The sequence below is a fragment of the Rhodococcus sp. A14 genome, assembly GCF_011603105.1.
Taxonomy (GTDB): Bacteria; Actinomycetota; Actinomycetes; order Mycobacteriales; family Mycobacteriaceae; genus Rhodococcus_F; species Rhodococcus_F opacus.
In genome coordinates this window covers 71664-94574 of sequence record NZ_JAAOQS010000002.1, presented here as the reverse complement: position 1 = coordinate 94574, position 22911 = coordinate 71664, and the positions used below count along the sequence as shown (strand labels likewise).

Sequence of the window (22911 nt, the reverse complement as noted above, 5' to 3'; positions counted from 1 at the left end):
GACAGCCACGCACAGGTTTGAGGAGAACGCCGATGGATGTGAGGGAATCGCCCGGGCAACGGGAACTCCGGCGGGAGTTGCGCGCCTACTTCGCGGCGCTGCTGCCGGAGGAGACGCGGCGGATCGCGGGTGAGGAGGGTGTGGGCGGAGAACACTTCCGCGACATCGTGCGGCTGCTGGGCAAGGACGGCTGGCTGGGTGTCGGCTGGCCGGTGGAGTACGGCGGGCAGGGACGGTCGATCGAAGACCAGTTCGTGTTCTTCGACGAGGTGCAACGGGCCGGGTTGCCGTTCCCGTTCGTCACCGTCAACACGGTCGGCCCCACCTTGATGAAGTACGGCACCGAGGAGCAGAAGGCGCGGTTCCTCCCCGGCATCCTCGCCGGCGACATCGTCTTCGCCATCGGCTACACCGAACCGGAAGCCGGTACCGACCTCGCGTCGCTGCAGACCCGGGCCGTGCGCGACGGGGACACGTGGGTTGTCGACGGCAACAAGATCTTCACCAGTGGCGCCAACACGGCCGACTATGTGTGGCTGGCGTGCCGCACCGATGCGGACGCACCCAAGCACAAGGGCATCTCGATCCTCATCGTCCCCACCGACGATCCCGGCTTCAGCTGGTCGCCGATCCACACCGTGGGCGGGCTGACGGTCACGTCGACCTACTACACCGGGATCCGGGTCGGCGATCAGGACGTCGTGGGTGACGTCGACGGTGGCTGGCAGCTGATCACCGCTCAGCTCAATCACGAACGCATCGGGCTCGCCGCGCTCGGCGGACGCACGCTCGGCCTGTGGCACCAGGTCCTCGACTGGGCCGGACGGAACGGTGCACTCGACATCCCGTGGGTGCAGATGGACTTCGCGCGCACTCACGCGAAGCTCGAGGCGATGCGACTGCTGAACTGGAAGATGACCGCCGCGGTCGCGCGGGATGCGTTGTCGGGTGCCGACGCCGGTGCCACTAAGACGTACGGCACCGAAACCCACGTCGACGTCTATCGCACGCTGCTCGGGATCCTCGGTGCCGCCGGACGGCTGCGTCCGGGCTCGCCGGGCGCGATTCTCGCCGGCCAGATCGAACAGATCTCCCGGCAGAGCGTGGTGAACACGTTCGGCGGCGGCGTCAACGAGGTGCTCCGCGACATGGTCGGCACCCTCGGCCTCGGACTCGCCCGCGAGAAGAGGGTGAAATGAGCGAACTCCTCACCCGGCTGCGCGCCTTCGAGGGACGGACGATCGTCCCGGCCACCTGGGGTCCCGACCCGGTGAACACTCCCATGATCCGGCACTGGGCCGAGGCGATGGGTGACACGAGCCCGGTCTACCTCGACGACGACGCCGCACGCGCCACCGGCCGCGGCGGCGCCGTCGCGCCTGCGCAGATGCTGCAGGTGTGGACGATGCGCACATTCGCCGACAAGATGTCCGGCGCCGACCCGTCACCCGTCTGGACGGAACTGATCGCCACACTCGACGAGGCGGGATTCACGTCCGTCGTCGCCACCGATTCCGACCAGGAATTCTTCGCAGAACTGCGTCCCGGCGACCGGGTGAGCACGACCGAGGTCGTCGAGTCCGTCTCCGCGGAGAAACGGACAGGTCTCGGCGCAGGACATTTCGTCACCACCCTCAAGACGTACCGCAACGGTGACGGCGAGATCGTCGGCACCCAGCGGTGGCGGACACTCCGATTCCGGCCCGCCGAACGCCCGGCCACGCGCGCGCTGCGCCCGCGGCCCGCCCTCGACGACGACAACGCGTTCTGGTTCGCGGCCGCCCGCGAGCACCGCCTCGTCATCCAGCGGTGCACGAACTGCGGTGTGCTGAGGCACCCGACCGGACCGATGTGCGGGGAGTGCCGCTCCACCGAATGGGACACCGTCGACGCGTCGGGGCGGGGCACCGTCTACACGTTCGTCGTCAACCACCACCCGAAGATCGACGCCTTCGACTACCCACTGATCGTCGCGGTGATCGAACTCGCGGAGGGCACCCGCCTGATCGCCAACATGACGGGTGTCGAACCCGAACACGTGCACATCGGAATGCCCGTGGAACTGGACTGGATCGACGCAGACCCGGAACTCACACTTCCCGCATTCCGGCCCGCAGTATCGGAGGAACACTGATGGACTTCACATTCGGCGAGGAGCAGGAAGCGGTCCGCGGACTGGCCGCGGACGTGTTCGCCGCCAGGTCGCGACCCGAGCGGATCACGGACGTGGAGTCGGGCGCCGACCGGATCGACCGGGAACTGTGGCGCGAACTGGTCACCACCGGGCTGCTCGGCATCGCCCTGCCCGAGAACCTCGGAGGCGGCGGCATGGGACTCGCCGAACTGTACGTCCTGCTCGAGGAGCAGGGCCGGACCGTGGCGCCGGTTCCGTTGTGGCCGCACGTGCTCGGCGCGCTCGCGATCGCCGAGTTCGGGACGCCGGACCAACGGGACGCGCTGATCCCCGCGGCGGCCGACGGCAGCCTGATCCTCACGGTCGGACTGGAGGAGTTCGGACCGTACGTCGCGGGCGAACCGGCGACGACGGCACGCGAGGTGGACGGCCGGTGGCAGGTACACGGCGCCAAGGCCGCGGTGCCCGTGGCGCACCTCGCCGAACGCCTCCTCGTCTCCGCGACCACACACAGCGGTCCGGCGCTGTTCCTGGTGCACCCGGAGGCCGCGGGTGTGACTGCGCGGCAGGCGGAGTCGACCACCCACGAGATCTGCGCGAACGTCGCGTTCGACGCGGCCCCCGCGGAACCGGTCGGCCCGGCGGACGGTACCGCGGTGCGGTGGCTGCTCGAACGAGCGGAACTGGCGGTCGCCGCCCTGCAACTGGGCGTGGGGGAAGGCGCGGTGCGTCAGGCCGTCACCTACCTCAATGGGCGCACCCAGTTCGGCCGCCCGCTCGCGACGTTCCAGGCCGTCACCCATCAGCTCGCGGACTGCTACATCGACCTCGAGGCCATGCGGGTGACACTGTGGCAGGCCGCCTGGCTCCTCGCGAGCGGGGAAGATCCGGGAACCGCTGTGCTGGTCGCGAAATGGTGGGCGACCGACGGCGGCCAGCGGGTCGTCCACCGCACCCAGCACGTGCACGGCGGAATCGGCGTCGACACCGACTACCCGGTGCACCGGCACCTGCTGTGGGGCAAACAGCTCGCCGCCACCCTCGGCGGAGCCGGCTCCGACCTGGCACGTCTGGGCGCGCAGCTGGCGGCCGGGGTCGAGGTGGTCGCATGACCGCCACCGTCGGCACCACGACCTACGACGCCGTCACGGTCGGCGATCGGCTGCCGGAGTTGGTGATACCGCTGACCCGCACCCTGATCGTCGCCACCGCCCTCGCCACCCGCGATTTCCAGGACGTCCACCACGATCCGGCGCTCGCGGTGGAGCGGGGGTCGAAGGACGTGTTCATGAACATCCTCACCACCAACGGGCTGGTGGGACGGTTCGTCACCGACTGGGCGGGGGCGCACGCGTCGCTGCGCCGGATCGCGGTGCGGCTCGGTGCCCCCAACTACCCCGGCGACGAGATGACCCTGACCGGTGAGGTGGTCGCGAAGGACGACGGCCTCGTCACCGTGAAGATCCGCGGCGCGAACAGCCTCGGTGATCACGCCACCGGCACCGTCGTCGTCGCGTGGACCGCGGGAGGGAACCGATGACCAGCCCCCTGTCGGGCGCCGCCGCCATCGTCGGCATCGGCGCCACCGAATTCTCCAAGCACTCGGGACGAAGCGAACTGCAACTGGCGTGCGAGGCGATCGTCGCCGCACTCGCCGACGCGGGCATCGACCCGTCCGAGGTCGACGGACTGTCCACGTACACCGCCGAGACGAACGGGGAGGTCCTCGTCGCCCGCAACACGGGCATCGGCGAGCTGAAGTTCTTCTCCCGCATCGGGTACGGCGGCGGCGCCGCGTGCGCCACTGTCCAGCAGGCGGCGATGGCCGTGGCGACGGGCATCGCCGACGTCGTCGTCTGCTACCGCGCCTTCAACGAACGGTCCGGTGTGCGGTACGGACTCGGGCAGCACGACCGACCGATGGACTGCACCGCGGACCGGGCGGCGTACGCCTGGCTGACCCCGCAGGGATTGTCGACGCCCGCCCAGTGGGTGGCGATGTTCGCCCGCCGGTACATGCATCGGTACGGCGCCACGAGTGAGGACTTCGGCCGGATCGCGGTCGTCGCACGCAAGCACGCCGCCGGCAACCCGGCCGCCTGGTTCCACGGGCGGCCCATCACCCTCGACGACCACCAGAAGTCGCGGTGGATCGCCGAACCGCTGCACCTGCTGGACTGCTGCCAGGAAACCGACGGCGGCCAGGCCCTCGTCGTCGTCTCCGCCGAACGCGCCAAGGACCTCCGCACCACCCCGGCGATCGTCAAGGCCGCCGCGCAGGGCTCCGGCAAGGACCAGCACATGATGGCCAGCTACTACCGGCCCGACATCACCGGAATACCCGAAATGGGCCTCGTGGGCAGGCAACTCTACCGGCAGAGCGGTCTCGCGCCCGACGACATCTCGGCGGCGATCCTCTACGACCACTTCACCCCGCTCGTCCTCCCGCAACTCGAGGAACTGGGTTTCTGCGATCCCGGCGAGGCTAAGGACTTCATCCGGGACGGCAACCTCGAGGTCGGCGGCCGACTCCCGGCGAACACCCACGGCGGCCAGATCGGTGAGGCCTATCTGCACGGCGTCAACGGCATCGCCGAGGCAGTTCGCCTGATCCGCGGAACGTCGACGACACAACCGGACGGCATCGGCAACGTGCTGGTGACCGCGGGCACCGCCGTGCCCACCAGCGGCCTGATCCTGGGCAGAGAGGACTGATCATGACGACAACCGAACGCACGACGGCAGGAGCGTGGCGAGGCAAGGACCTCGGCACCCGCACCGTGAGTTACGACGAGCGCGACGTCATCCTGTACGCACTGTCGGTGGGTGCGCGGGCCACCGAATTGGACCTCGTCTTCGAGGAGCGTCTGCGGGTGCTGCCCACGTTCGCTCTCACTCTCGCCCAGTGGGCGCCGGACGAACTGGGGTCGCGGGGCGCTTTCGACACGAAGACGGCGCTGCACGGATCGCAGGAACTGACGGTGCTCGCGCCGCTTCCCCGTCGCGGCGAGATCGCGTTGTCGGCGTCGGTCGGCGAGGTGTGGGACAAGGGCTCGGCCGCCGTGTTCGAGGTGCGCGTCGACTCTGAGTTCTTCATCGCCACCTGGTCGCTGTTCGCGCCCGGCGCCGGTGGTTTCGGCGGCGATCGAGGCCCCGCGAAACCGTCTCGGCCCGAGGGTGAACCGGCAGTGGACGCTGTTCTGCGGACCGCGGAGAACCAGGCGGCGCTGTACCGGCTGACCGGCGACCGGCACCACATCCACATCGACCCGGCGGCGGCCGAGCGGATCGGACAGCCCCGGCCGATCATGCACGGTCTGTGCACCCTCGCCGCGAGCACGCTGGAACTCGCCCGAGCGCTGGACGTCCACCCGGCCGACCTCGTCCGGCTGGAGGGACGGTTCGCCGCACCGGTCTACCCGGGCGACGCGCCGACGTTGCGGGCCTGGGGTGATGCGGGTGATGCGTCGTTCGAACTCGTCCAGGACGACCGGCCGGTGATCGCCGGCGCCCGCGCGGCGTTCGGCTGACCGCACGGTCTATCCGTCGCCGAATGTCACACCGGTGCAGTTCAACTGAACCGATGCGGCATTCGGCGAGGAGGTCAGGAGTGGGTGGCGAGGTACCGCGCGGGATACTCGCCGCCGCCGTGGACGGCGAGATCGGCGCCGTTCACGTACGACGCCTGCGCGCTCGCCAGGTACAGGCAGGCGTCCGCGATGTCGGACGGCACCGCCATCCGCCCCATCGGCAGGGTCCGGGTGACGGCGGCGCCGCCGTCGTCGCCGTAGACGGACGCCGCGCTCTCCGTGCGGATGAGACCCGTGGTGATGTGGTTGATCCGGACCTTCGGAGCCCACTCGAGCGCAAGCGCTTTCGTCAGAACCAGCAACCCCGCCTTCGCGGCGCTGTACGCGGCGGTGCCGGGTTGCGGATCGTGGGCGGAGACGCTGCCGATGTTGACGATGGCACCGCCGTCGGGCTGCTGCTGCATCACCGCATTGGCGGCCTGGGCGACAGTGAAGGGCGCCAGCAGATTCAGCGCGACGATCTTCTCGACGAAGCGCGGCGAGACGGTGGCCGCGTCGGCATCGGGCGAACCACCCGCATTGTTGACGAGGACGTCGAGGCGGCCGTACCGCGCGACGGCCTCGTCGATCAGGGCGGCGGCGTCGGCGTGGTCGCGGACGTCGGTCGCGCGGAACGCGGCGGTGCGATCACCGTGCGCGGGCGGGGTGTCCGGTGCGCTCCGGCCGCACACGAGCACGTTCGCACCCGCGGCGAGAAACGATTCGGCGACGACGAAACCGATGCCCTTGGTTCCGCCGGTCACGACGACGGCGCGGCCACTGAAATCGAGAGGATGGGGGATTGTCACGGGAGACCTTCGGAGTGAGGGAGCGCGGGATTGCCGGCGCTCGAATGGGATCGGGTGAATCAACACGAAGACCGAAAACAAGCAAATGCTTGGTTCGATAGTAGGGGAACGGGAGTGGACATGGGCAAACTCGACGGCAAGGTCGCGCTGATCACCGGTGCGGGGCAGGGGATCGGGCAGGGAATCGCCCTGGCCCTCGCCCGGGAGGGCGCGGCAATCGCCGTCGCCGGCCGGACCGAATCGAAACTGCACGGCACGTGCGAGCGGCTCACCGAACTCGGCGCACGCAGCGAACCAGTGGTGTGCGACGTCAGCAGGCGGGCGGACATCGCGTCCGCCGTCGAGCGGACCGTGGACGTGTTCGGCGGCGTCGACATCCTGGTCAACAACGCCAACGACTGCACGCCGGGACCGATCCTGTCGGTGATCGACGAGGAGTACGAGCGGTCGTTCGCAACGGGACCGCTCGCGACGCTGCGCATGATGCAGTCGTGCCACCCGCACATGAGGGCGCGCGGCGGCGGCGTGATCGTCAACCTCGTCACGTCGGCGGCCGTGCGGTGGGACGCGAGCAACTACGGCGCCTACGGTTCGATCAAGGAGGGAATGCGTTCGCTGACCAGGTCGGCGGCGTGCGAGTGGGGCCGGGACGGCATCCGGGTGCTGTCCGTGGCCCCGCACGCCAAGAGTCCGGCGCTCGAGCGATGGATGGACAGGAACCCGGACGAGGCGGCGGAGTTCGTGGCGGGCATCCCGCTCGGACGGGTCGGCGACGCCGAAACCGACATCGGACGTGCCGTCGTGTTCCTCGTGAGCGAGGACGCCGGCTACCTTACCGGGGCCACCATCCCCCTGGACGGCGGGCAGTCCCGTTGGGGCTGACGGCGGGCATCCGGGTCCCGCACAGCGGGAAGGCCAGGGGCCGGCGCGCTCGATCTGCACTAGTTTCGGCAGGATCGAATTACCGTAGCGAGAGGGCACCGTCGCGATGACGACCGTTGAAACACCACGCAGTTCGCGATCAGTAGTGGTCACCGTGGCCGCTGTCGTGGAGGAGACGTCCGACGCCCGGTCGCTGGTGTTCGACGTCCCCGACGAGCGTCGGCACGAATTCGCCTACAAGCCCGGGCAGTTCCTGACGCTGCGCATCCCGAGCGATCGGACGGGTTCCGTCGCGCGGTGTTACTCGCTGGCCAGTTCGCCGTTCACCGACGACCTGCCGAAGGTGACGATCAAACGCACCGCAGGCGGGTACGGTTCGCACTGGTTGTGCGACAACGTCGGTGTCGGCGACCGCATCGAGGTCCTGCCTCCCGCGGGCGTGTTCACTCCGGCCAGCCTGGACGAAGACCTGATCCTGTTCGCCGCGGGCAGTGGAATCACCCCGGTGATGTCGATCCTCAAGTCGGCGCTCAGCGAGGGCAACGGGAAAGTCGTTCTCGTGTACGCGAACCGGGACGAGAAGTCGGTCATCTTCGCCGAGGAGTTGCGGGAACTCGCGGCCCGCCACGAACACCGGCTGACCGTCGTGCACTGGCTCGAGAGCGTGCAGGGCCTGCCGACACCGCGGCAGCTGGCGAATCTGTCGGACCGGTTCCGGGACCACCGCGCCTACCTCTGTGGGCCGCGCCCCTTCATGGACGCGATCCACGAGTCGCTCGCACTCGCCGGCGTCCCGCGCGACCGTGTGCACGCCGAGGTGTTCACCTCACTGTCCGGGGATCCGTTCGCGGACGTCGTGGTCGAGGAACTGCCGGACACGGAGGCGGGAACGGCGTCGACGGTCGAGGTGCAACTCGACGGCGAAGCGCACAACCTGCGCTGGCCCCGCCAGGCGACACTGGTCGACGTCATGCTCTCCAAGGGGCTCGACGTCCCCTACTCGTGCCGCGAGGGCGAATGCGGTTCCTGCGCATGCACGGTGGTCCAGGGAGAAGTGGACATGGACAACGCGTCGATCCTCGATCCCGAGGACATCGCGAGCGGCTACATCCTCGCGTGCCAGGCCCGCCCCGTCAGCGAGCACGTGCGGATCGAGTTCTGACCGACGCCGGTACTACTTCTCCGTCTGCGCCGCCGCGGCGTGGGCGCCCAGGTCGGCGAGGCGGATCGGGTAGCGCGGTGGGCGATCGACGATGACCTCCCGGGTGACGGCGAGGTCACGGTCGACGTGGAGCAGTTCGCCCGGCTGCAGTGGCATCCAGCCGGGGTCCTCGTCCATCTGTTCGCTGGCGACGACCACCGCCGGATACTCGGCGAGATGCTCGGACCTGGCACGGATCCGGCCGGGAGTGCTCGCGTGCTGGAGGTGGCGACCACCACTCGGACCGCCCGCGCGCCGCTCGAGGAACAGCAGGTCGTGGGTGTCCGGGTACCGTAGCGCCCACAATTCGCCGGGCGTGGTCAGCAGGATGTTGAGCGCGTAGATCGGCACGTTGTCGGCCAGCCATCGGGCGGCCGAGGTGATGCCGGCCGTGACGTCGCCGCCGTTCCTGCCGATGTCACTGGTCACGAGGGCGAAGACGCGTTCCGAGTCGGTGTCGCCGTGAACGAGCGCGAGATCGGAGCCCAGTTCCGCCTCGAGCTTCGGCAGGTCTTCGACCACGCCGTTGTGGGCGAACACGCGACCGCCCTGGGCGAACGGGTGGGTGTTCTGGGGAAGCAGTTCACCCGTGGTCGCGAAACGGATGTGCGCGACGAACGTGACCGAAGAGCGATGCTTCGCCTCTTGCGCGAACTCCCTGTCCTCGTATGCGGCGAGCGGTTGCTTCTCCACCACCGGAGTTCCGTCCTCCGCGAACGTGCCGAGACCGGTGCCGTCCGGCTCGCGGTGACTCTGCTGTGCGAGGCTGTCCGGGGCGTCCAGCAGCCAGAACGACGCGCGGACGCGATGCGGGGCGGCGGACAACCCGAACAATCGGCACATAACTTCCCTCTCGGATGGGCGGATCAGCGGTAGTCCGGGTTGGCGAAGTCGGGGCGGCAACCCGCGTCCCACTCCGAACGTCGATTTCCGTACGCGGGGAACCCGCCGGCCTTCTTCAACATCGCGGCGACGTGCATCAGGTTGTACGTCATGAACGTGGTGTTGCGGTTGGTGAAATCGTTCTCCGGACCGCCCGACCCTTCGTCGAGATACGACGGGCCCGGGCCGGCCTCACCGATCCATCCGGCGTCGGCCTGCGGCGGGATCACGTATCCGAGATGCTGGAGGCTGTAGAGGATGTTCATCGCACAATGCTTGACCCCGTCCTCGTTGCCGGTGATCAGACAACCCCCGGCGCGCCCGTAGTAGGCGTACTGGCCGTGGTCGTTGAGAATCGACGAGCAACCGTAGAGCCGCTCGATCACCTGTTTCGTGACGGAACCGTTGTCGCCGAGCCAGATCGGACCGGCCAGGACCAGGATGTCGGCGTCCAGCACTCGCTGAAACAGCTGGGGCCATTCGTCGCTCGGCCACCCGTGCTCGGTCATGTCCGGATACACGCCGGTCGCGATGTCGTGGTCCACCGCCCGGATCTGGTCGACCGAGACGCCTTCCTGCTCCATCAGGCCGACACTGCGGTCGATCAGCCCCTGGGTGTTGCTCACGTCGGGGGACCGCTTCAGGGTGCAGTTGACGAACAGGGCACGCAGGCCGCTGAAACGGGGGGTTCCGTCCCGCGGCGACGGATCGGCCATCAGTCCTCCCACGAAAGAGTCCGGAAGTCCACGATATGCCGCGGCGGTCCCTGTTCGTGGCAGAAGAGTCCGCCCGGTCCGGGACGATCCCGGACCGGGCGGACCCGGGTGTTCTGTCAGCCCAGCGCGGAGATCGCCTTCGCGACGCCCTCGCCGTAGGCGGGATCGCACTGCGTGCAGTTGTCGATGTGCCGCTGCACGACCTGCTGCGACGCGCCGTTGATGGCCCGCGCGGTGTTCTCGAACAGCACCTGCTTCTGCTCGTCGCTCATGTTGTTGAACAACACGCGCGGCTGCGAGAAGTAATCGTCGTCGTCCTCCCGGAAGTTGAACCGGTCGGCGAACGCGCCCACGCCCTGCGCGGGATCGCGGTACCGGCTCTGCTCCTGCCACTTGCCGTAGCTGTTCGGCTCGTAGTGCAGGGTGCCACCGTTGTTGCCGTCGACCCGCATGGCACCGTCGCGGTGGAAGTTGCTCACCGGGCAACGGGCCGCGTTGACCGGGATCTGGTAGTTGTTCACGCCGAGGCGGTAGCGCTGCGCGTCACCGTAGGAGAACAACCGGCCCTGGAGCATCTTGTCCGGGGAGAAGCTGATGCCGGGCACGACGTGTGCCGGGTTGAACGCCGCCTGCTCGACCTCGGCGAAGTAGTTGTCGGGGTTGCGGTTGAGTTCCCATTCGCCGACCTCGATGAGCGGGTAGTCGGCCTTCGGCCACACTTTCGTCAGGTCGAACGGGTGGTAGGGGACCGTGTCGGCGTCGGCCTCGGGCATGATCTGCACGCACAGCTTCCACTTCGGGAAATTGCCGGCCTCGATGGCGTCGAAGAGATCCCGCTGATGGCTCTCGCGGTCGGCGCCGACCAGGGCCTCGGCCTCGGCGTCGGTGAGGTTCTCGACTCCCTGCTGCACGCGGTGGTGGAACTTCACCCAGAAGCGTTCGCCCTCGGCGTTGATGAAACTGAACGTGTGCGAACCGAATCCGTGCATGTGCCGGTACGACGAGGGGATACCGCGGTCGCTCATCACGATGGTGACCTGGTGCAGCGACTCGGGCAGCGACGTCCAGAAGTCCCAATTGTTGTCGGGGCTGCGCAGATTCGTGCGGGGGTCACGCTTGACGGCGTGGTTGAGATCGGGGAACTTCAGCGGGTCGCGGAAGAAGAAGACCGGGGTGTTGTTGCCGACGAGGTCCCAGTTGCCTTCCTCGGTATAGAACTTGACCGCGAAGCCGCGGATGTCGCGCTCGGCGTCGGCGGCGCCGCGCTCACCGGCGACGGTGGAGAAGCGGGCGAACAGGTCGGTCTTCTTGCCGACCTCGGAGAAGATCTTCGCGCTGGTGTACCGGGTGATGTCGTTCGTGACCGTGAACGTTCCGTACGCACCGGAACCCTTGGCGTGCATGCGGCGTTCCGGAATGACCTCGCGGTCGAAATGTGCGAGCTTCTCGAGGAACCAGACGTCCTGCAGCAACTGCGGCCCGCGGGGCCCGGCAGTGACGACGTTCTGGTTGTCGGGGACGGGTGCGCCTACGGCCGTGGTGAGCTTGTCGCCCGTGTTCGCAGTGGTCTCTCGGCTCACAGTGGATCCCTTCGTTGCTGACTCTCGCGGTGGGTTTTCTGGAACTGGCTGTCGGGCAAGAGGCTTCGCCGATGGACGGGTCGACGTCGCGGATCGAACCACCCTCACGGGACGCGACGTGGTGGTGGCCGTCTCCCGCCCTCGTGTGTGTTCACGGTCACACTGCACCATCGTTTCTTGAATTAGTCAAGAAAGCGCACGCTAACTCTCGACCGGTGTCCGCGTCTCCAGCGCCGCAACCAGGAACTCTTCCGGAACATCCGGCCAGTCGGACTGCCAGCGGCCGGCTCGCCTGTCCTCGAGGAGTGCCGTCAGCGCGGGCACCATGCGCGGTCCGCCGTCGATCAGGTAGCGCACGAAGCCGATTCGTGCACACGTCGCGGCGATGGACGCCAGCACCGGCTTCGCTTCGTCGACCCGGCCCGCCGCGACCAGGCAGGCGACGAGCAGGCGACTGGCCTGCATGGCCGCCCTCGGCCGGCTCTCCCGTTCGACCCTGCGCACCCACTCCTCCGCGCGGCGACACGCGACATCGGGCTCGTCGGCCGACTGCTTCCGGATCTCGGTGGCGTCGTCGAGCTGCGCGACGATCTCGGCGAAACCGAAATCGGGTTCCCGGTTGGCCTTCCCGGCAGTGGCCGGGGGCTGAGGCGAGGCCGGCAGACCGAGCCGGACCCGCTCGTTCTCGACCCGGGCCCGCAGCCGGGGAAGTCCCAGCGACGCCGCCGCGGACGCGCCCTCGTCGAGGTGGCGGGCGGCGGACACGACGTCGCCGCGCGCCGCCTTCAGCCGGGCGCCGGTGACGAAGCGGGCAATCATGAAATCGACTATGCCGCCCTCGGGCCCGAGCTCGTAGCTCTCGTCGAGGAGTCGTTCGGCCTCATCGAGATGGCCCAGTTCGTACATCAGCTCGCCGAGGAGTGCGCCTGCAAGTCGTGCGGCATGTGAATGGGTGCCTGCCGACTTCGTCGCGGTCTGCACGGCCAGCCGGAAGTTGTCCTCGGCCGCGGCGATGTCGAGTTGTTCCATCGCGGCGATGCCGGCGAAGCAGTACCCGTACATCCTACTGAACGGTCCGACGGTCCGCTGGTGGTACCCGGCGGCCCACTCCTGCAGGCGGCGAGCCTCCACGAAATCGAACTGGGCGATCGCGACGGCGGATGCGAGATTCGACCCCGCCGAAACCACCCACGCACGTAGGGTTTCCGGGCGGGCCAGGCATTCCGCGATGAGGTCGGGAACTCCGGCGATGCGATCGGACGACACCGCGATCACGGCGCGGACGATGTCGGCCTCCACGCGGATGTCCGCCTGCTCGGTTTCGCTCAGCTTCGAGGACTCGAGGGTCGACGCGACCAGCGAGAGCGACCGCAGCGTCGGCGCCACCCGTTGCAGCAGGATGTTCGCCCACGCGACCGCGATCTGGATGCGGGGACTGGACTCGACCAGCGGCCGCGGCAACTTGTCGACGAGGCCGAGCAACGCGACCATCCGCGAGTGCTCCACCAGGTACATGCCCTGCTCCTCGACCACCGCGACGGCCACGTCGCGATCACCCGCCGCCAACGCGTGATCCACTGCGTCGCTGACGTAGTGGTGGTCGGCGAACCAGTGCGCGGCCGCACGGTGCAGGTCCGCGATGCGCGACGGATGATCGCGCTCGAGGCGCCGGCGGAGATACTCGGCGAACAGGTGGTGGTACTCGAACCACTCCCGGTCCTCGTCCAGGCTGCGCAGGAACAGATCACGCGATTCGACCTGCTCGAGCAGGGCCTGACCGCGGGTCACGTTCGCCAGCACGCAGGCGAGGTCGCCGCACACCCGCTCGGTGACGGACGTGGCCAGCATGAAGTCGAGCAGCGCAGGCTCGAGAGTGCTGAGCACGTTCTCCGCCAGATACTCACCGATCGCATGGTGGCGACCCGACATGTGCCGGATGAGATCGCCGGGATCGGCGCGATCACGCAGCGACAGCGACGCCAGTTGCAGCGCCGCCACCCACCCGTCCGTGGTCTCCTCCAGAGCCTCCACGTCGGAATCCTCCAGGTGCAGTCCACCGAGGTCGACCAGGAACCGCTGCGACTCGGTGAGGTCGAAGCGCAAAGCCACGGAATCGATTTCGACGAGTTCGTCGCGCACCCGCATCTTGGCCAGCGGAAGCCCTGCCTGGCTTCGGCTGCTCACCACCATCTGCAGGTGGTGGCAGCCGTTCTCGAGGATGAAGTCCATCGCGGCGATCGTGTCCGGCGACGTCACGCGATGCCAGTCGTCGATCATCACCACCACATGGCGCTTGCTGTCGTGGACCTGATTCACCAGCGAGGTCAGCACATACCGTTCCGCTTCGGCACCGTTCTCGTCGAGCGCCTGCCCCAGTTCGTCCGCCAGGGTCGGCTCGGCCCGGCGGATCGCCTCGACGAGGTGGGACAGGAACCACACGACATTGTTGTCGTCGTTGTCGACCGTCAGCCAGGCGACGGCAGAGCCGTCTTCGATGAGCACGTCGCGCCACTGCGCGGCCACCGTGCTCTTCCCGAAGCCGGCGGGTGCGTGGATGAGCGTCAACCGCCTCCGCTGACCCAGCCGGAGCAGATCCAGGAGACGGGTGCGTTCCACCAGGGACCGCATCGGGGTCGGCGGGCGGAAGCGGGCCGCGGCGCTCGGTGGAGTGGCACCCGACCGCCGGCGGTAGCTGCGACTGCGCCCGGACGCCGAGGACTGCGTGGTCGGCGCCGCCGGGTGCTCGGTGCGCGGGAATTCGTCGGCCGCGGCGGGGAGCGCCATCTCGTCGACATCGAGTCCGTGTCTGCGCTCGATGTCGCGGAGTTCCTGGCCGAACTCCGCGGCCGAAGCCGGGCGGTCGGTCGGTTCCTCGGCCATGGCACGCTCGATGGCCGAGCACACGTCGTCGGGAATGTCCTCGCCCCGCAGGTCCGGAACGGGTTGCGTCGCGATGCGGAGGAACTGCGCGACGAGCCGCTCCCCGCTCCGCCGCTCGAACGCGGCATGACCGGTGAGCAGGCAGAACAGGGCGGCACCCAGGCTGTACACGTCGGAAGCCGCGGACGGTGCGTCGCCGCGGAGGACCTCCGGGGCAGTGAACGCGGGCGAACCGGTGATCATGCTCGACGTGGTCTCGAATCCGCCCGTGACCCGCGCGATGCCGAAGTCCGTGAGCTGCGGTTCGCCGTACCCGGTGAGCAGGATGTTCGCGGGCTTCACGTCGCGGTGCAGGGTGCCGAGCCGGTGCGCCGTCTCCAAAGCGCCCGCCAGCTTCACGCCGACGCGCAGCGTTTCACTCCACGGCAGCGGCCCTTCACGGCGAATCCAGGCGTCGAGCGAATTGCGCGAGTGGTACGGCATCACGATGTACGGCCTGCCGCTGGGCGTCACCCCGGACTGCAAGATGTCGACCACGTGGGGATGCCCCGACAATTTCCCCATCGCACGCTGTTCCCGCAAGAAACGTTCGCGGTCCTCGCCGTCCAGATCGGAGGACAGCACCTTGATCGCGACCGTGCGGTCGAGCGCTGTCTGAAGGCAGCGGTACACGACCCCGAACCCTCCCCGGCCGATCTCGCGGGCGTCGTCGAATCCCTCCGACGACAGCTCCGCGACGATGTCGGTCACGACGATCCGCTTGGTAGCCTGCGGATCCGAGTCGGTCGGCCCGGAACTGCTTTCCGGGTGTCGTGGCACACTCAATGAAATCACCTTCTCGGTGCACTGACGCCAGCATATCGCGGTCGCCCGACACAGAGAGCGGGTGTTCGAGAACGAGTAGACCCGAGGAGAATTCGACGGTGACGGATACCGGCATTGCGGCAACGGACACGAGCCTGGCCGAGCGGACCCTGGCCCAGCTCCTCGACGCCCGGATCAGTTGCAGGGCTTACCTACCGACGCAGGTGCCGCGCGAGGTGATCGAGAGGATCCTCGAGCTCGCGCAGCAGACGCCGTCGTGGTGCAACACGCAGCCGTGGCAGGTCGCGATCACCGAGGGGGAGGGGACCGATCGGTTCCGTTCCGGACTGGCGGAGTACGTCCGCACCCACCCGCAGGAGTCCGACTTCGAGTGGCCCCGCGAATACGTCGGCGAGCACAAGCAACGCCGCCGGGAGTGCGCCATGCAGCTGTACTCCAGCGTCGGCATCGCGCCCGGCGACCGGGCCGCGTCGGCGGAGCAGACGATGAAGAACTTCGACCTGTTCGGCGCGCCGCACGTCGCGATCGTCACCACCCACGAAGCGCTCGGCACGTACGGCGCCGTGGACTGCGGCCTGTACGTCGAGACATTCCTCCTCGCCGCGCAGAGCCTCGGGGTCGCGACCATTCCGCAGGCCGCCGTCGCGGGAAGTTCGCGGTTCATCCACGACTTCTTCTCGCTCGACGAGGACCGCAGGGTCGTCTGCGCGATCTCGTTCGGCTACCCCGACACGGAGAATCCCGTCAACGGATTCCGCACCCACCGGGAACCCGTCGCCAACGTCGCGCAGTGGGTGTCGCAGTAACGTGCTCGACTCCGAAGTGTTCGACCGGGACGCCCTGTTCGCCCGCCTCCGCCGCCGTCCCGACGTCGAGGCCCCCAACCTGACGGCCGTCGATGCCGCCGACCGGCTGATCCTCGACGAGGCCGCGGCGGCATTGTCGGCGGCGCGTCCCGGGACGCTCGCCGTGATCGGCGACCACTACGGTGCGCTCACCCTCGGCGCCGCGGCGACGCACGGCTCGACCGGGATCCGCGTGCACCAGGACCCGCTGACCGGCGAACTGGCGCTCGCCGCCAACGCCGCGACGGTCGCGCTCGCCGACCGCTACCGGTCGTGCGCGCTCGGTGAGGAGCTGCTCGCGGGCGCAACCGTCGTGCTGATGCAGCTGCCGCGGAGCCTCGGCGAACTGACCGAGGTCGCCGAGGCGATCGCCCGCCACGCCGACCCGTCCGTCGTCGTCTACGCGGGTGGGCGCAACAAGCACATCTCCACCGCCATGAACGACGTGCTCGGGCGTTCGTTCTCCGACGTCCGCGCGACCCTCGGCAGGCAGAAGTCGCGGGTGCTGATCGCGAGCGGTCCGGTGGAGGTGGCGCAGCAGACGTACCCCGTCACCGATCATCTCCCCGAGATCGCACTGGACGTCGTCTCGTACGGGGCCGCGTTCGCCGGCCCCAAGCTGGACATCGGGACCCGGTATCTCCTCGACTTCCTACCCCGCGTGAATCCCGGTGCACGGGCCGCGGTCGACCTCGGCTGCGGAACGGGCATTCTCGCCGTCAGCCTGGCCCGGCTCCTCCCGGAGGTCTCGGTGATCGCCACCGACCAGTCCGCCGCCGCGGTGGCATCGGCCGCCGCCACCGCCCGCGCCAACGGCCTCGACGGACGGGTCAGGACGCTGCGCGACGACGCCATGTCCACGCTCGCCACCGACAGCCAGGACGTCGTCCTGTGCAACCCGCCGTTCCACGTGGGCGCGGCCGTCCACACCGGTGGCGCGTCGAAGATGTTCACCGAAGCCGGGCGCGTGCTCCGGCCCGGCGGCGAGTTGTGGACCGTGTACAACTCGCACCTCGGGTACCGGGGCCGGTTGCAGCGGCTCGTCGGTCCGACCGACGTGGTCGGCCGGAATCCCAAATTCACGGTCACCCGGTCGGTGGCCTGACCGCCACGCCGACCGGCCTCGTCTGGCGGGTGTCCCCGCGGCACCGGTAGAGTCCGAATTGTCCGACCCGAAAGCGACGAACGGGAACTTGCGGTGGGTGCGGGACGTTCAACGTACAAGAAACCCGGATCCACCCGGCGAGCCACGAGAAGGGATGTGCACGGTGCGCACCACCAGTAACCCGGTGTTCCGCAACCTGCCCAAACAAGAGGGCAGCGGCGGATACGCCTCGTTCGGATCTACGACGGCCGGCGCAGCGCAGGTCACGCAGCAGTTCGGTCAGCCGCAGTACACGCAGGCCGAGCCCTACCGGACGGGCCCCGACTACCGTTCGATGACCATCGACGACGTCGTCACCAAGACGGGTGTCACGCTCGGCGTGCTCACGGTGTCGGCGATCATCTCCTACTTCCTGGTGAGCAACGACGCGAACCTCGCGACCCCGCTGGTCATCGGTGGTGGCCTCGTCGGTCTCGTGCTGGTCCTCGTGGCCACGTTCGGCCGCAAGATGGACAACCCGGGCATCGTCCTCGCCTACGCGGTGGCAGAGGGCCTGTTCCTCGGCGCCCTGTCGTTCATGTTCACCGACGTCACGTTCGGCGGAGTCGGGGGAGCGGCGCTCATCGCCCAGGCCGTACTCGGCACGTTCGGCGTGTTCTTCGGCATGCTCGTCGTCTACAAGACGGGCGCGATCCGAGTCACGCCCCGCCTGACACGGATGATCATCGGCGCCCTCATCGGTGTCGTCGTCCTCGCCCTCGGCAACGTGATCGCCAGCTTCTTCACCGAAGGCGGCCTCGGTCTCCGCGACGGCGGTCCCCTGGCGATCATCTTCAGCCTCGTCTGCATCGGCATCGCCGCGTTCAGCTTCCTGCTGGACTTCGACGCCGCTGACCAGCTGATCCGGGCACAGGCGCCGGAGAAGGCAGCGTGGGGCGTCGCATTCGGACTCACCGTCACCCTCGTGTGGCTGTACGTCGAGATCCTGCGACTCCTGAGCTACTTCAACAGCGACTAGTAGTTCCACGAGAAGGCCCCCGAGAGCATGCTCTCGGGGGCCTTCTCTGTTGTGCGGGCCCGGTTCGATTACCTCGGAGGTAATCGACGCGCGTATTCCGACGGAGGAATGTCGTGTGCGGCAACCAGCCCCACCCGAAGGAGCACGACATGAGCGCGTACGGAATGGCCCACCTCGAGAACGTCGACATGGGTCCGCAGATCGTCGAATACCTCGAACGCATCGACGGCACCCTCCGCCCGTTCTCCGGCAAGTTCATCGTCCACGGCGGACGCCAGGACGTGGTCGAGGGAACGTCCGACGGCGCGTTCATCGTCATCGAGTTCCCCGACCGCGAGCACCTCGAAGGCTGGTACGCGTCCGACGCGTACCGGGAGATCCTCCCGCTCCGCGCCGAGCATTCCGACGGACTGGTGATAATGGCCGACGGGGTCGACGCCGACCACAAGGCCACCGACATCCTCGGGTAGGCGCTTCGCGCCCGTGAGTGGTTAACGAGTCTCTGCACTCGTCAACCACTCACGGGTGGCGGAGCCGCCTAGCTCAGGCGCTCCAGGACCATGGCCATGCCCTGCCCGCCGCCGACGCACATCGTCTCGACGCCGAACGTCTTGTCCTGCTCGCGGAGGTTGTTGAGCAGGGTGTTGGTGATGCGGGCACCGGTCATGCCGAACGGGTGACCGAGGGCGATGGCGCCGCCGGAGATGTTCAGCTTGTCCTCGTCGATCTTCAGCTCGCGAGCCGATCCGAGGACCTGGACCGCGAAGGCCTCGTTGATCTCGAACAGATCGATGTCGGAGATGGACTTGCCCGCGATGGCGAGGGCCTTCTTGACGGCCTCGATCGGGCCCAGGCCCATGATCTCGGGGGACAGTCCGGACACCCCGGTGGACACGATGCGGGCCAACGGGGTCAGGCCGAGGGCCTTGGCCTTGGTGTCGGACATAATGACGAGCGCGGCGGCGCCGTCGTTGAGCGGGCACGCGTTGCCGGCGGTGACGGTGCCGTCCGGGCGGAACACGGGCTTGAGCTGGCTGATGCCCTCGTAGGTGGTGCCGGCGCGGGGGCCGTCGTCGGTGCTGACGACGGTGCCGTCGGGGAGGGTGACCGGGGTGATCTCCCGCTCGAAGAAGCCGTTCTTGATCGCTTCCTCCGCGCGGTTCTGGGAGCGGACACCCCAGCGGTCCTGCTCCTCACGGGTGATGCCGGTGGCCGATGCGACGTTCTCGGCCGTCTGGCCCATCGCGATGTAGACGTCGGGAATCTGCTCGTCCCCGCGCGGGTCGGTCCACGCGACGCCGCCCTCGGCGAGCTTCGCGGTACGCGCCTCGGCATCGGCGAACCTCGGGTTCTTGGTGTTCGGCAGGCCGTCGGCGTTGCCGGTGACGAAGCTGGACACCGACTCGACGCCGGCGGAGACGAACACGTCGCCCTCGCCGGCCTTGATCGCGTGCAGTGCCATGCGGGTGGTCTGCAGCGAGGAGGAACAGTAGCGGTTGACGGTGACACCGGGCAGGAAGTCATAGCCCAGTTCCACCGCGACGACGCGGGCGATGTTGAAACCCGACTGGCCTGCGGGCTGACCGCAGCCGAGGAGCAGGTCGTCGATCTCGGTGGGATCGAGTTCGGGGACCTTCGCCAGAGCCGCGGCCACCATCTGCGTCGTCAGATCATCCGGGCGGATGGTCTTGAGCGAGCCCTTCATGGCTCGGCCGATCGGTGAGCGTACTGCGGAGACGATGACTGCCTCGGGCATGAAAACTCCTTTGTCAACTGCGGGGGTCTGCACTGTGTTGCAGACCACCCGTTCTGTGGCCTTCCCGACAACTTACGTTGCCGGGCGGCACCGGGGACATCGCCATCTCACTCAGCGACCCGTCGCCTCCTGGACGCGGACGCCTCCTCGATCGCGAGGAGCTCGTCGAGGCGGGAAGGTGAGCGTCGCCGGGCACTGAGTCGCCACAGGAAACGGTTGAGCGAGGCGGTCATTCGGGTCGACAGCTTGCGTGATTCCGCGGCCTCCGACACCTGGGGCAGGTCGGGCAGCGGTCCGCCGTGCCACATGCCCAGAGCGGTCGCGAGAACGGGCACGATCTGCATCGCCGCCAATTCGTACCCCGCCGCGGACGGGTGGAAGTGGTCGGAGGAGAACATCCGGTCGGGGGCCGCCAGGAACTCCGGCGCCAGCAGGTCGGCCAACGCCACCGGGTGGCCACCCGCCGCGCTGGTCGCCGCCGCCTGCGCCCGGGCCAGGCGCAACCCCCACGTTCGGACGACGGTCCGCAGGGGCTGCGGAATCGCGGTGACCACCCCGAGGTCGGGGCACGTTCCGACCACGACCGCGCAGTCGTGGGCGCGGAGCCGTTCGACCGCCTCCCCGAGCCTGCGCGCCGACGCCCGGATCGAGTTCTTGGACGTCACGTCGTTGGCGCCGACCAGGATCACCGCGGCGTCCGGCGGCGGTCCGGCCACGAACATCGCGTCCACCTGCCCGCTGAGCCCGCGGGACGTGGCGCCGCCGATGGCCTTGGTGCTCAGCCGGATCCGCTTGCCGGTCTCGTCGGCGAGGCGCCTCGCGATCTGCACACCGGGCACTTCGTCCGCCGACAGGCATCCCACCCCGGCGGCCGTGGAGTCGCCGAAAATCATCAGATGGACGTCGTACGAGACGGTCCGTAGCCAGCGTTCGGGGACCGCGGCGCCGGGGGAGTAGACGCCGTCGGCCTCCGGCGGCTTGGCGACGTTGCGCCCGATCACACCGCGGGCCGCCGTCGCCTGCGACATCAGATATGAGTACGCCGCCCACGACAGCGTGCCTGCGCTCGAACCTGCCACGACAGCCGCGGCGCCGGCTTTCACTCCGGTCTGCCAGGTCCTCTTGGGCACTGGTCTCACCTTTCCGCTACCTGGTGCTCATCTCACGGGTTCCAGCGGACTGCGTCCGCACCAATCTAGTCGGATCAGGGCCCCCGTGCCGGACGTCTGTGAGCATCGGATCAGGGCATCTGGGAGCATGGAGGCATGCGCATCGCGGAACACGTCGTCGACCTGATCGGCAACACCCCTCTCGTCAAGCTCTCTTCTGTCATCGGGGAGAACCACGGGACCGTTGCAGCCAAGATCGAATACCTCAACCCGGGCGGAAGCTCGAAGGACCGCATCGCGGTCAAGATGATCGACGCCGCGGAGGCGTCCGGTGAGCTGAAGCCGGGTGGGACCATCGTGGAGCCCACCTCCGGCAACACCGGCATCGGCCTCGCCCTGGTGGCCCAGAAGCGCGGATACAAGTGCGTGTTCGTCTGCCCCGACAAGGTCAGCGAAGACAAGCGGAACGTCCTCAAGGCCTACGGCGCCGAGGTCGTGGTGTGCCCCACCGCGGTCGCGCCCGAGCACCCGGACAGCTACTACAGCGTCTCCGACCGGCTCGCACGCGAACTCCCCGGCGGCTGGAAGCCCAACCAGTACTCCAACCCGGGCGGCCCGCAGAGCCACTATGAGACCACCGGCCCCGAGATCTGGGCCGACACCGACGGCAAGATCACCCACTTCGTCGCAGGCGTCGGCACCGGCGGCACCATCACCGGCACCGGCCGCTACCTCAAGGAGGTGTCCGGCGGCAAGGTCAAGGTCATCGGCGCCGACCCCGAGGGTTCCGTGTACTCGGGTGGCACCGGCCGTCCGTACCTGGTCGAGGGCGTGGGCGAGGACTTCTGGCCGAGCGCCTACGACCCGTCCATCCCCGACGAGATCATCGCCGTGTCCGATGCCGACTCCTTCGAGATGACCCGTCGCCTCGCGCGCGAAGAGGGCCTGCTGGTCGGCGGCTCCTGCGGCATGGCTGTCGTCGCTGCACTCGAGGTCGCCAAGCGCGAGGGCCCCGACGCGGTCATCGTCGTCCTGCTGCCCGACGGTGGTCGCGGATACCTCTCGAAGATCTTCAACGACAAGTGGATGGCGTCCTACGGCTTCCTCCGCACCCCGCTCGACGGCAAGCCCGACGAGAAGACGGTCGGCGACGTGCTGCGCGGTAAGTCCGGCGAACTCCCGGACCTCGTCCACACCCACCCGTCCGAGACGCTGCGCGACGCCATCGAGATCCTCCGCGAGTACGGGGTGTCCCAGATGCCCGTCGTCGGCGCGGAGCCGCCCGTCATGGCCGGTGAAGTGGCGGGCAGCGTCACCGAGCGTGACCTGCTCAGTGCCGTGTTCGAGGGACGCGCGCACCTGGCCGACCCGGTGGAGAAGCACATGAGCAAGCCGTTCCCGCTCATCGGTTCGGGTGAGCCCGTGTCGGCCGCCACCAAGGCGCTCGGCGACACCGACGCGCTGATGGTCGTCGACGACGGCAAGCCTGCCGGGGTCATCACCCGCCACGACCTTCTCGGGTTCCTCAGCGCCGGCTCCTAGACGACACGTCGGACCCGGGCACGACAACACTGGTCCCCGCTGCGCACGGAACGTACGG

Annotated in this window: 20 protein-coding genes; 13 read left to right on the top strand and 7 right to left on the bottom strand. The window is 68.6% G+C overall.

Annotated elements, in window-relative coordinates; translation table 11 throughout:
* Window positions 1–32: 32 nt before the first annotated feature.
* Genes G9373_RS01675 through G9373_RS01650 form a run of 6 tightly spaced genes read left to right on the top strand, consistent with a single transcriptional unit; the run spans window position 33 to window position 5664 of the window.
* Window positions 33–1199: an acyl-CoA dehydrogenase family protein gene (locus G9373_RS01675; protein ID WP_054248332.1), complete on the top strand. Its 1167-nt coding sequence runs from the start codon at window positions 33–35 to the stop codon at window positions 1197–1199.
* Window positions 1196–2134 carry an OB-fold domain-containing protein gene (locus G9373_RS01670; protein WP_167113666.1) on the top strand — a complete coding sequence of 313 codons (939 nt, stop codon included), beginning with the start codon at window positions 1196–1198 and terminating at the stop codon, window positions 2132–2134. The genes G9373_RS01675 and G9373_RS01670 overlap by 4 nt, the downstream gene beginning before the upstream one ends.
* Complete coding sequence (locus tag G9373_RS01665; RefSeq protein ID WP_054248334.1) at window positions 2134–3246, top strand: acyl-CoA dehydrogenase family protein; 1113 nt, start codon at window positions 2134–2136, stop codon at window positions 3244–3246. The genes G9373_RS01670 and G9373_RS01665 overlap by 1 nt, the downstream gene beginning before the upstream one ends.
* Window positions 3243–3674, top strand: coding sequence for a MaoC family dehydratase (locus G9373_RS01660; RefSeq protein ID WP_005255714.1), 432 nt, complete (start codon window positions 3243–3245; stop codon window positions 3672–3674). Before G9373_RS01665 ends, G9373_RS01660 begins: the two co-directional genes overlap by 4 nt.
* A complete protein-coding gene (locus tag G9373_RS01655) occupies window positions 3671–4849 on the top strand; it encodes a lipid-transfer protein (RefSeq protein WP_133986398.1) in 1179 nt (392 codons plus the stop codon). Before G9373_RS01660 ends, G9373_RS01655 begins: the two co-directional genes overlap by 4 nt.
* A 2-nt stretch (window positions 4850–4851) precedes the next feature.
* Window positions 4852–5664, top strand: coding sequence for a MaoC/PaaZ C-terminal domain-containing protein (locus G9373_RS01650; protein WP_133986399.1), 813 nt, complete (start codon window positions 4852–4854; stop codon window positions 5662–5664).
* 74 nt (window positions 5665–5738) lie between these two features.
* Here the strand turns inward: G9373_RS01650 and G9373_RS01645 are convergent, their stop codons facing one another.
* Entirely contained in the window at window positions 5739–6512 is a 774-nt protein-coding gene (locus tag G9373_RS01645; RefSeq protein WP_167113663.1) for an SDR family oxidoreductase, read from the bottom strand.
* Between the two features lie 120 nt (window positions 6513–6632).
* On the opposite strand from G9373_RS01645, the gene G9373_RS01640 reads away from it, so the two are divergent.
* Window positions 6633–7394: an SDR family oxidoreductase gene (locus G9373_RS01640; RefSeq protein ID WP_133986400.1), complete on the top strand. Its 762-nt coding sequence runs from the start codon at window positions 6633–6635 to the stop codon at window positions 7392–7394.
* A gap of 106 nt (window positions 7395–7500) precedes the next feature.
* Complete coding sequence (locus G9373_RS01635) at window positions 7501–8556, top strand: ferredoxin--NADP reductase (RefSeq protein WP_005568572.1); 1056 nt, start codon at window positions 7501–7503, stop codon at window positions 8554–8556.
* A gap of 12 nt (window positions 8557–8568) precedes the next feature.
* On the opposite strand, the gene G9373_RS01630 is transcribed toward G9373_RS01635, so the two are convergent.
* From G9373_RS01630 to G9373_RS01615, 4 genes are all read right to left on the bottom strand, one after another.
* Complete coding sequence (locus tag G9373_RS01630) at window positions 8569–9438, bottom strand: class II glutamine amidotransferase (RefSeq protein WP_167113660.1); 870 nt, start codon at window positions 9436–9438, stop codon at window positions 8569–8571.
* A 23-nt stretch (window positions 9439–9461) separates the two neighbouring features.
* Window positions 9462–10193 carry a flavodoxin family protein gene (locus tag G9373_RS01625; protein WP_005568575.1) on the bottom strand — a complete coding sequence of 244 codons (732 nt, stop codon included), beginning with the start codon at window positions 10191–10193 and terminating at the stop codon, window positions 9462–9464.
* Between the two features lie 116 nt (window positions 10194–10309).
* A complete protein-coding gene (locus G9373_RS01620; RefSeq protein ID WP_005238953.1) occupies window positions 10310–11773 on the bottom strand; it encodes a catalase in 1464 nt (487 codons plus the stop codon).
* Window positions 11774–11974: 201 nt separating this feature from the next.
* Window positions 11975–15472: a serine/threonine-protein kinase gene (locus G9373_RS01615; RefSeq protein ID WP_167113742.1), complete on the bottom strand. Its 3498-nt coding sequence runs from the start codon at window positions 15470–15472 to the stop codon at window positions 11975–11977.
* Window positions 15473–15576: 104 nt separating this feature from the next.
* Between G9373_RS01615 and G9373_RS01610 the strand changes: the two genes are divergently transcribed.
* The 4 genes from G9373_RS01610 (at window position 15577) to G9373_RS01595 (ending at window position 18916) form a co-directional block, all read left to right on the top strand.
* Entirely contained in the window at window positions 15577–16284 is a 708-nt protein-coding gene (locus G9373_RS01610) for a nitroreductase (RefSeq protein WP_005255735.1), read from the top strand.
* 1 nt (window position 16285) lies between these two features.
* A complete protein-coding gene (locus tag G9373_RS01605) occupies window positions 16286–17428 on the top strand; it encodes a methyltransferase (protein WP_005568578.1) in 1143 nt (380 codons plus the stop codon).
* A 163-nt stretch (window positions 17429–17591) separates the two neighbouring features.
* Window positions 17592–18446 carry a Bax inhibitor-1/YccA family protein gene (locus tag G9373_RS01600; RefSeq protein ID WP_005255740.1) on the top strand — a complete coding sequence of 285 codons (855 nt, stop codon included), beginning with the start codon at window positions 17592–17594 and terminating at the stop codon, window positions 18444–18446.
* A gap of 149 nt (window positions 18447–18595) precedes the next feature.
* Complete coding sequence (locus G9373_RS01595; protein ID WP_007300195.1) at window positions 18596–18916, top strand: DUF1330 domain-containing protein; 321 nt, start codon at window positions 18596–18598, stop codon at window positions 18914–18916.
* A 68-nt stretch (window positions 18917–18984) separates the two neighbouring features.
* On the opposite strand, the gene G9373_RS01590 is transcribed toward G9373_RS01595, so the two are convergent.
* On the bottom strand, window positions 18985–20202 hold the full coding sequence (locus G9373_RS01590; RefSeq protein ID WP_005568580.1) for an acetyl-CoA C-acetyltransferase: 1218 nt from the start codon (window positions 20200–20202) through the stop codon (window positions 18985–18987).
* 107 nt (window positions 20203–20309) lie between these two features.
* Window positions 20310–21305 carry an SGNH/GDSL hydrolase family protein gene (locus G9373_RS01585; protein WP_248949614.1) on the bottom strand — a complete coding sequence of 332 codons (996 nt, stop codon included), beginning with the start codon at window positions 21303–21305 and terminating at the stop codon, window positions 20310–20312.
* A 162-nt stretch (window positions 21306–21467) separates the two neighbouring features.
* Here G9373_RS01585 and G9373_RS01580 point away from each other — a divergent pair, with 162 nt between their 5' ends.
* The gene (locus G9373_RS01580; protein ID WP_005255744.1) at window positions 21468–22853 is read left to right on the top strand and encodes a cystathionine beta-synthase; all 1386 of its coding nucleotides are present in this window, start codon (window positions 21468–21470) and stop codon (window positions 22851–22853) included.
* Window positions 22854–22911 lie beyond the last annotated feature (58 nt).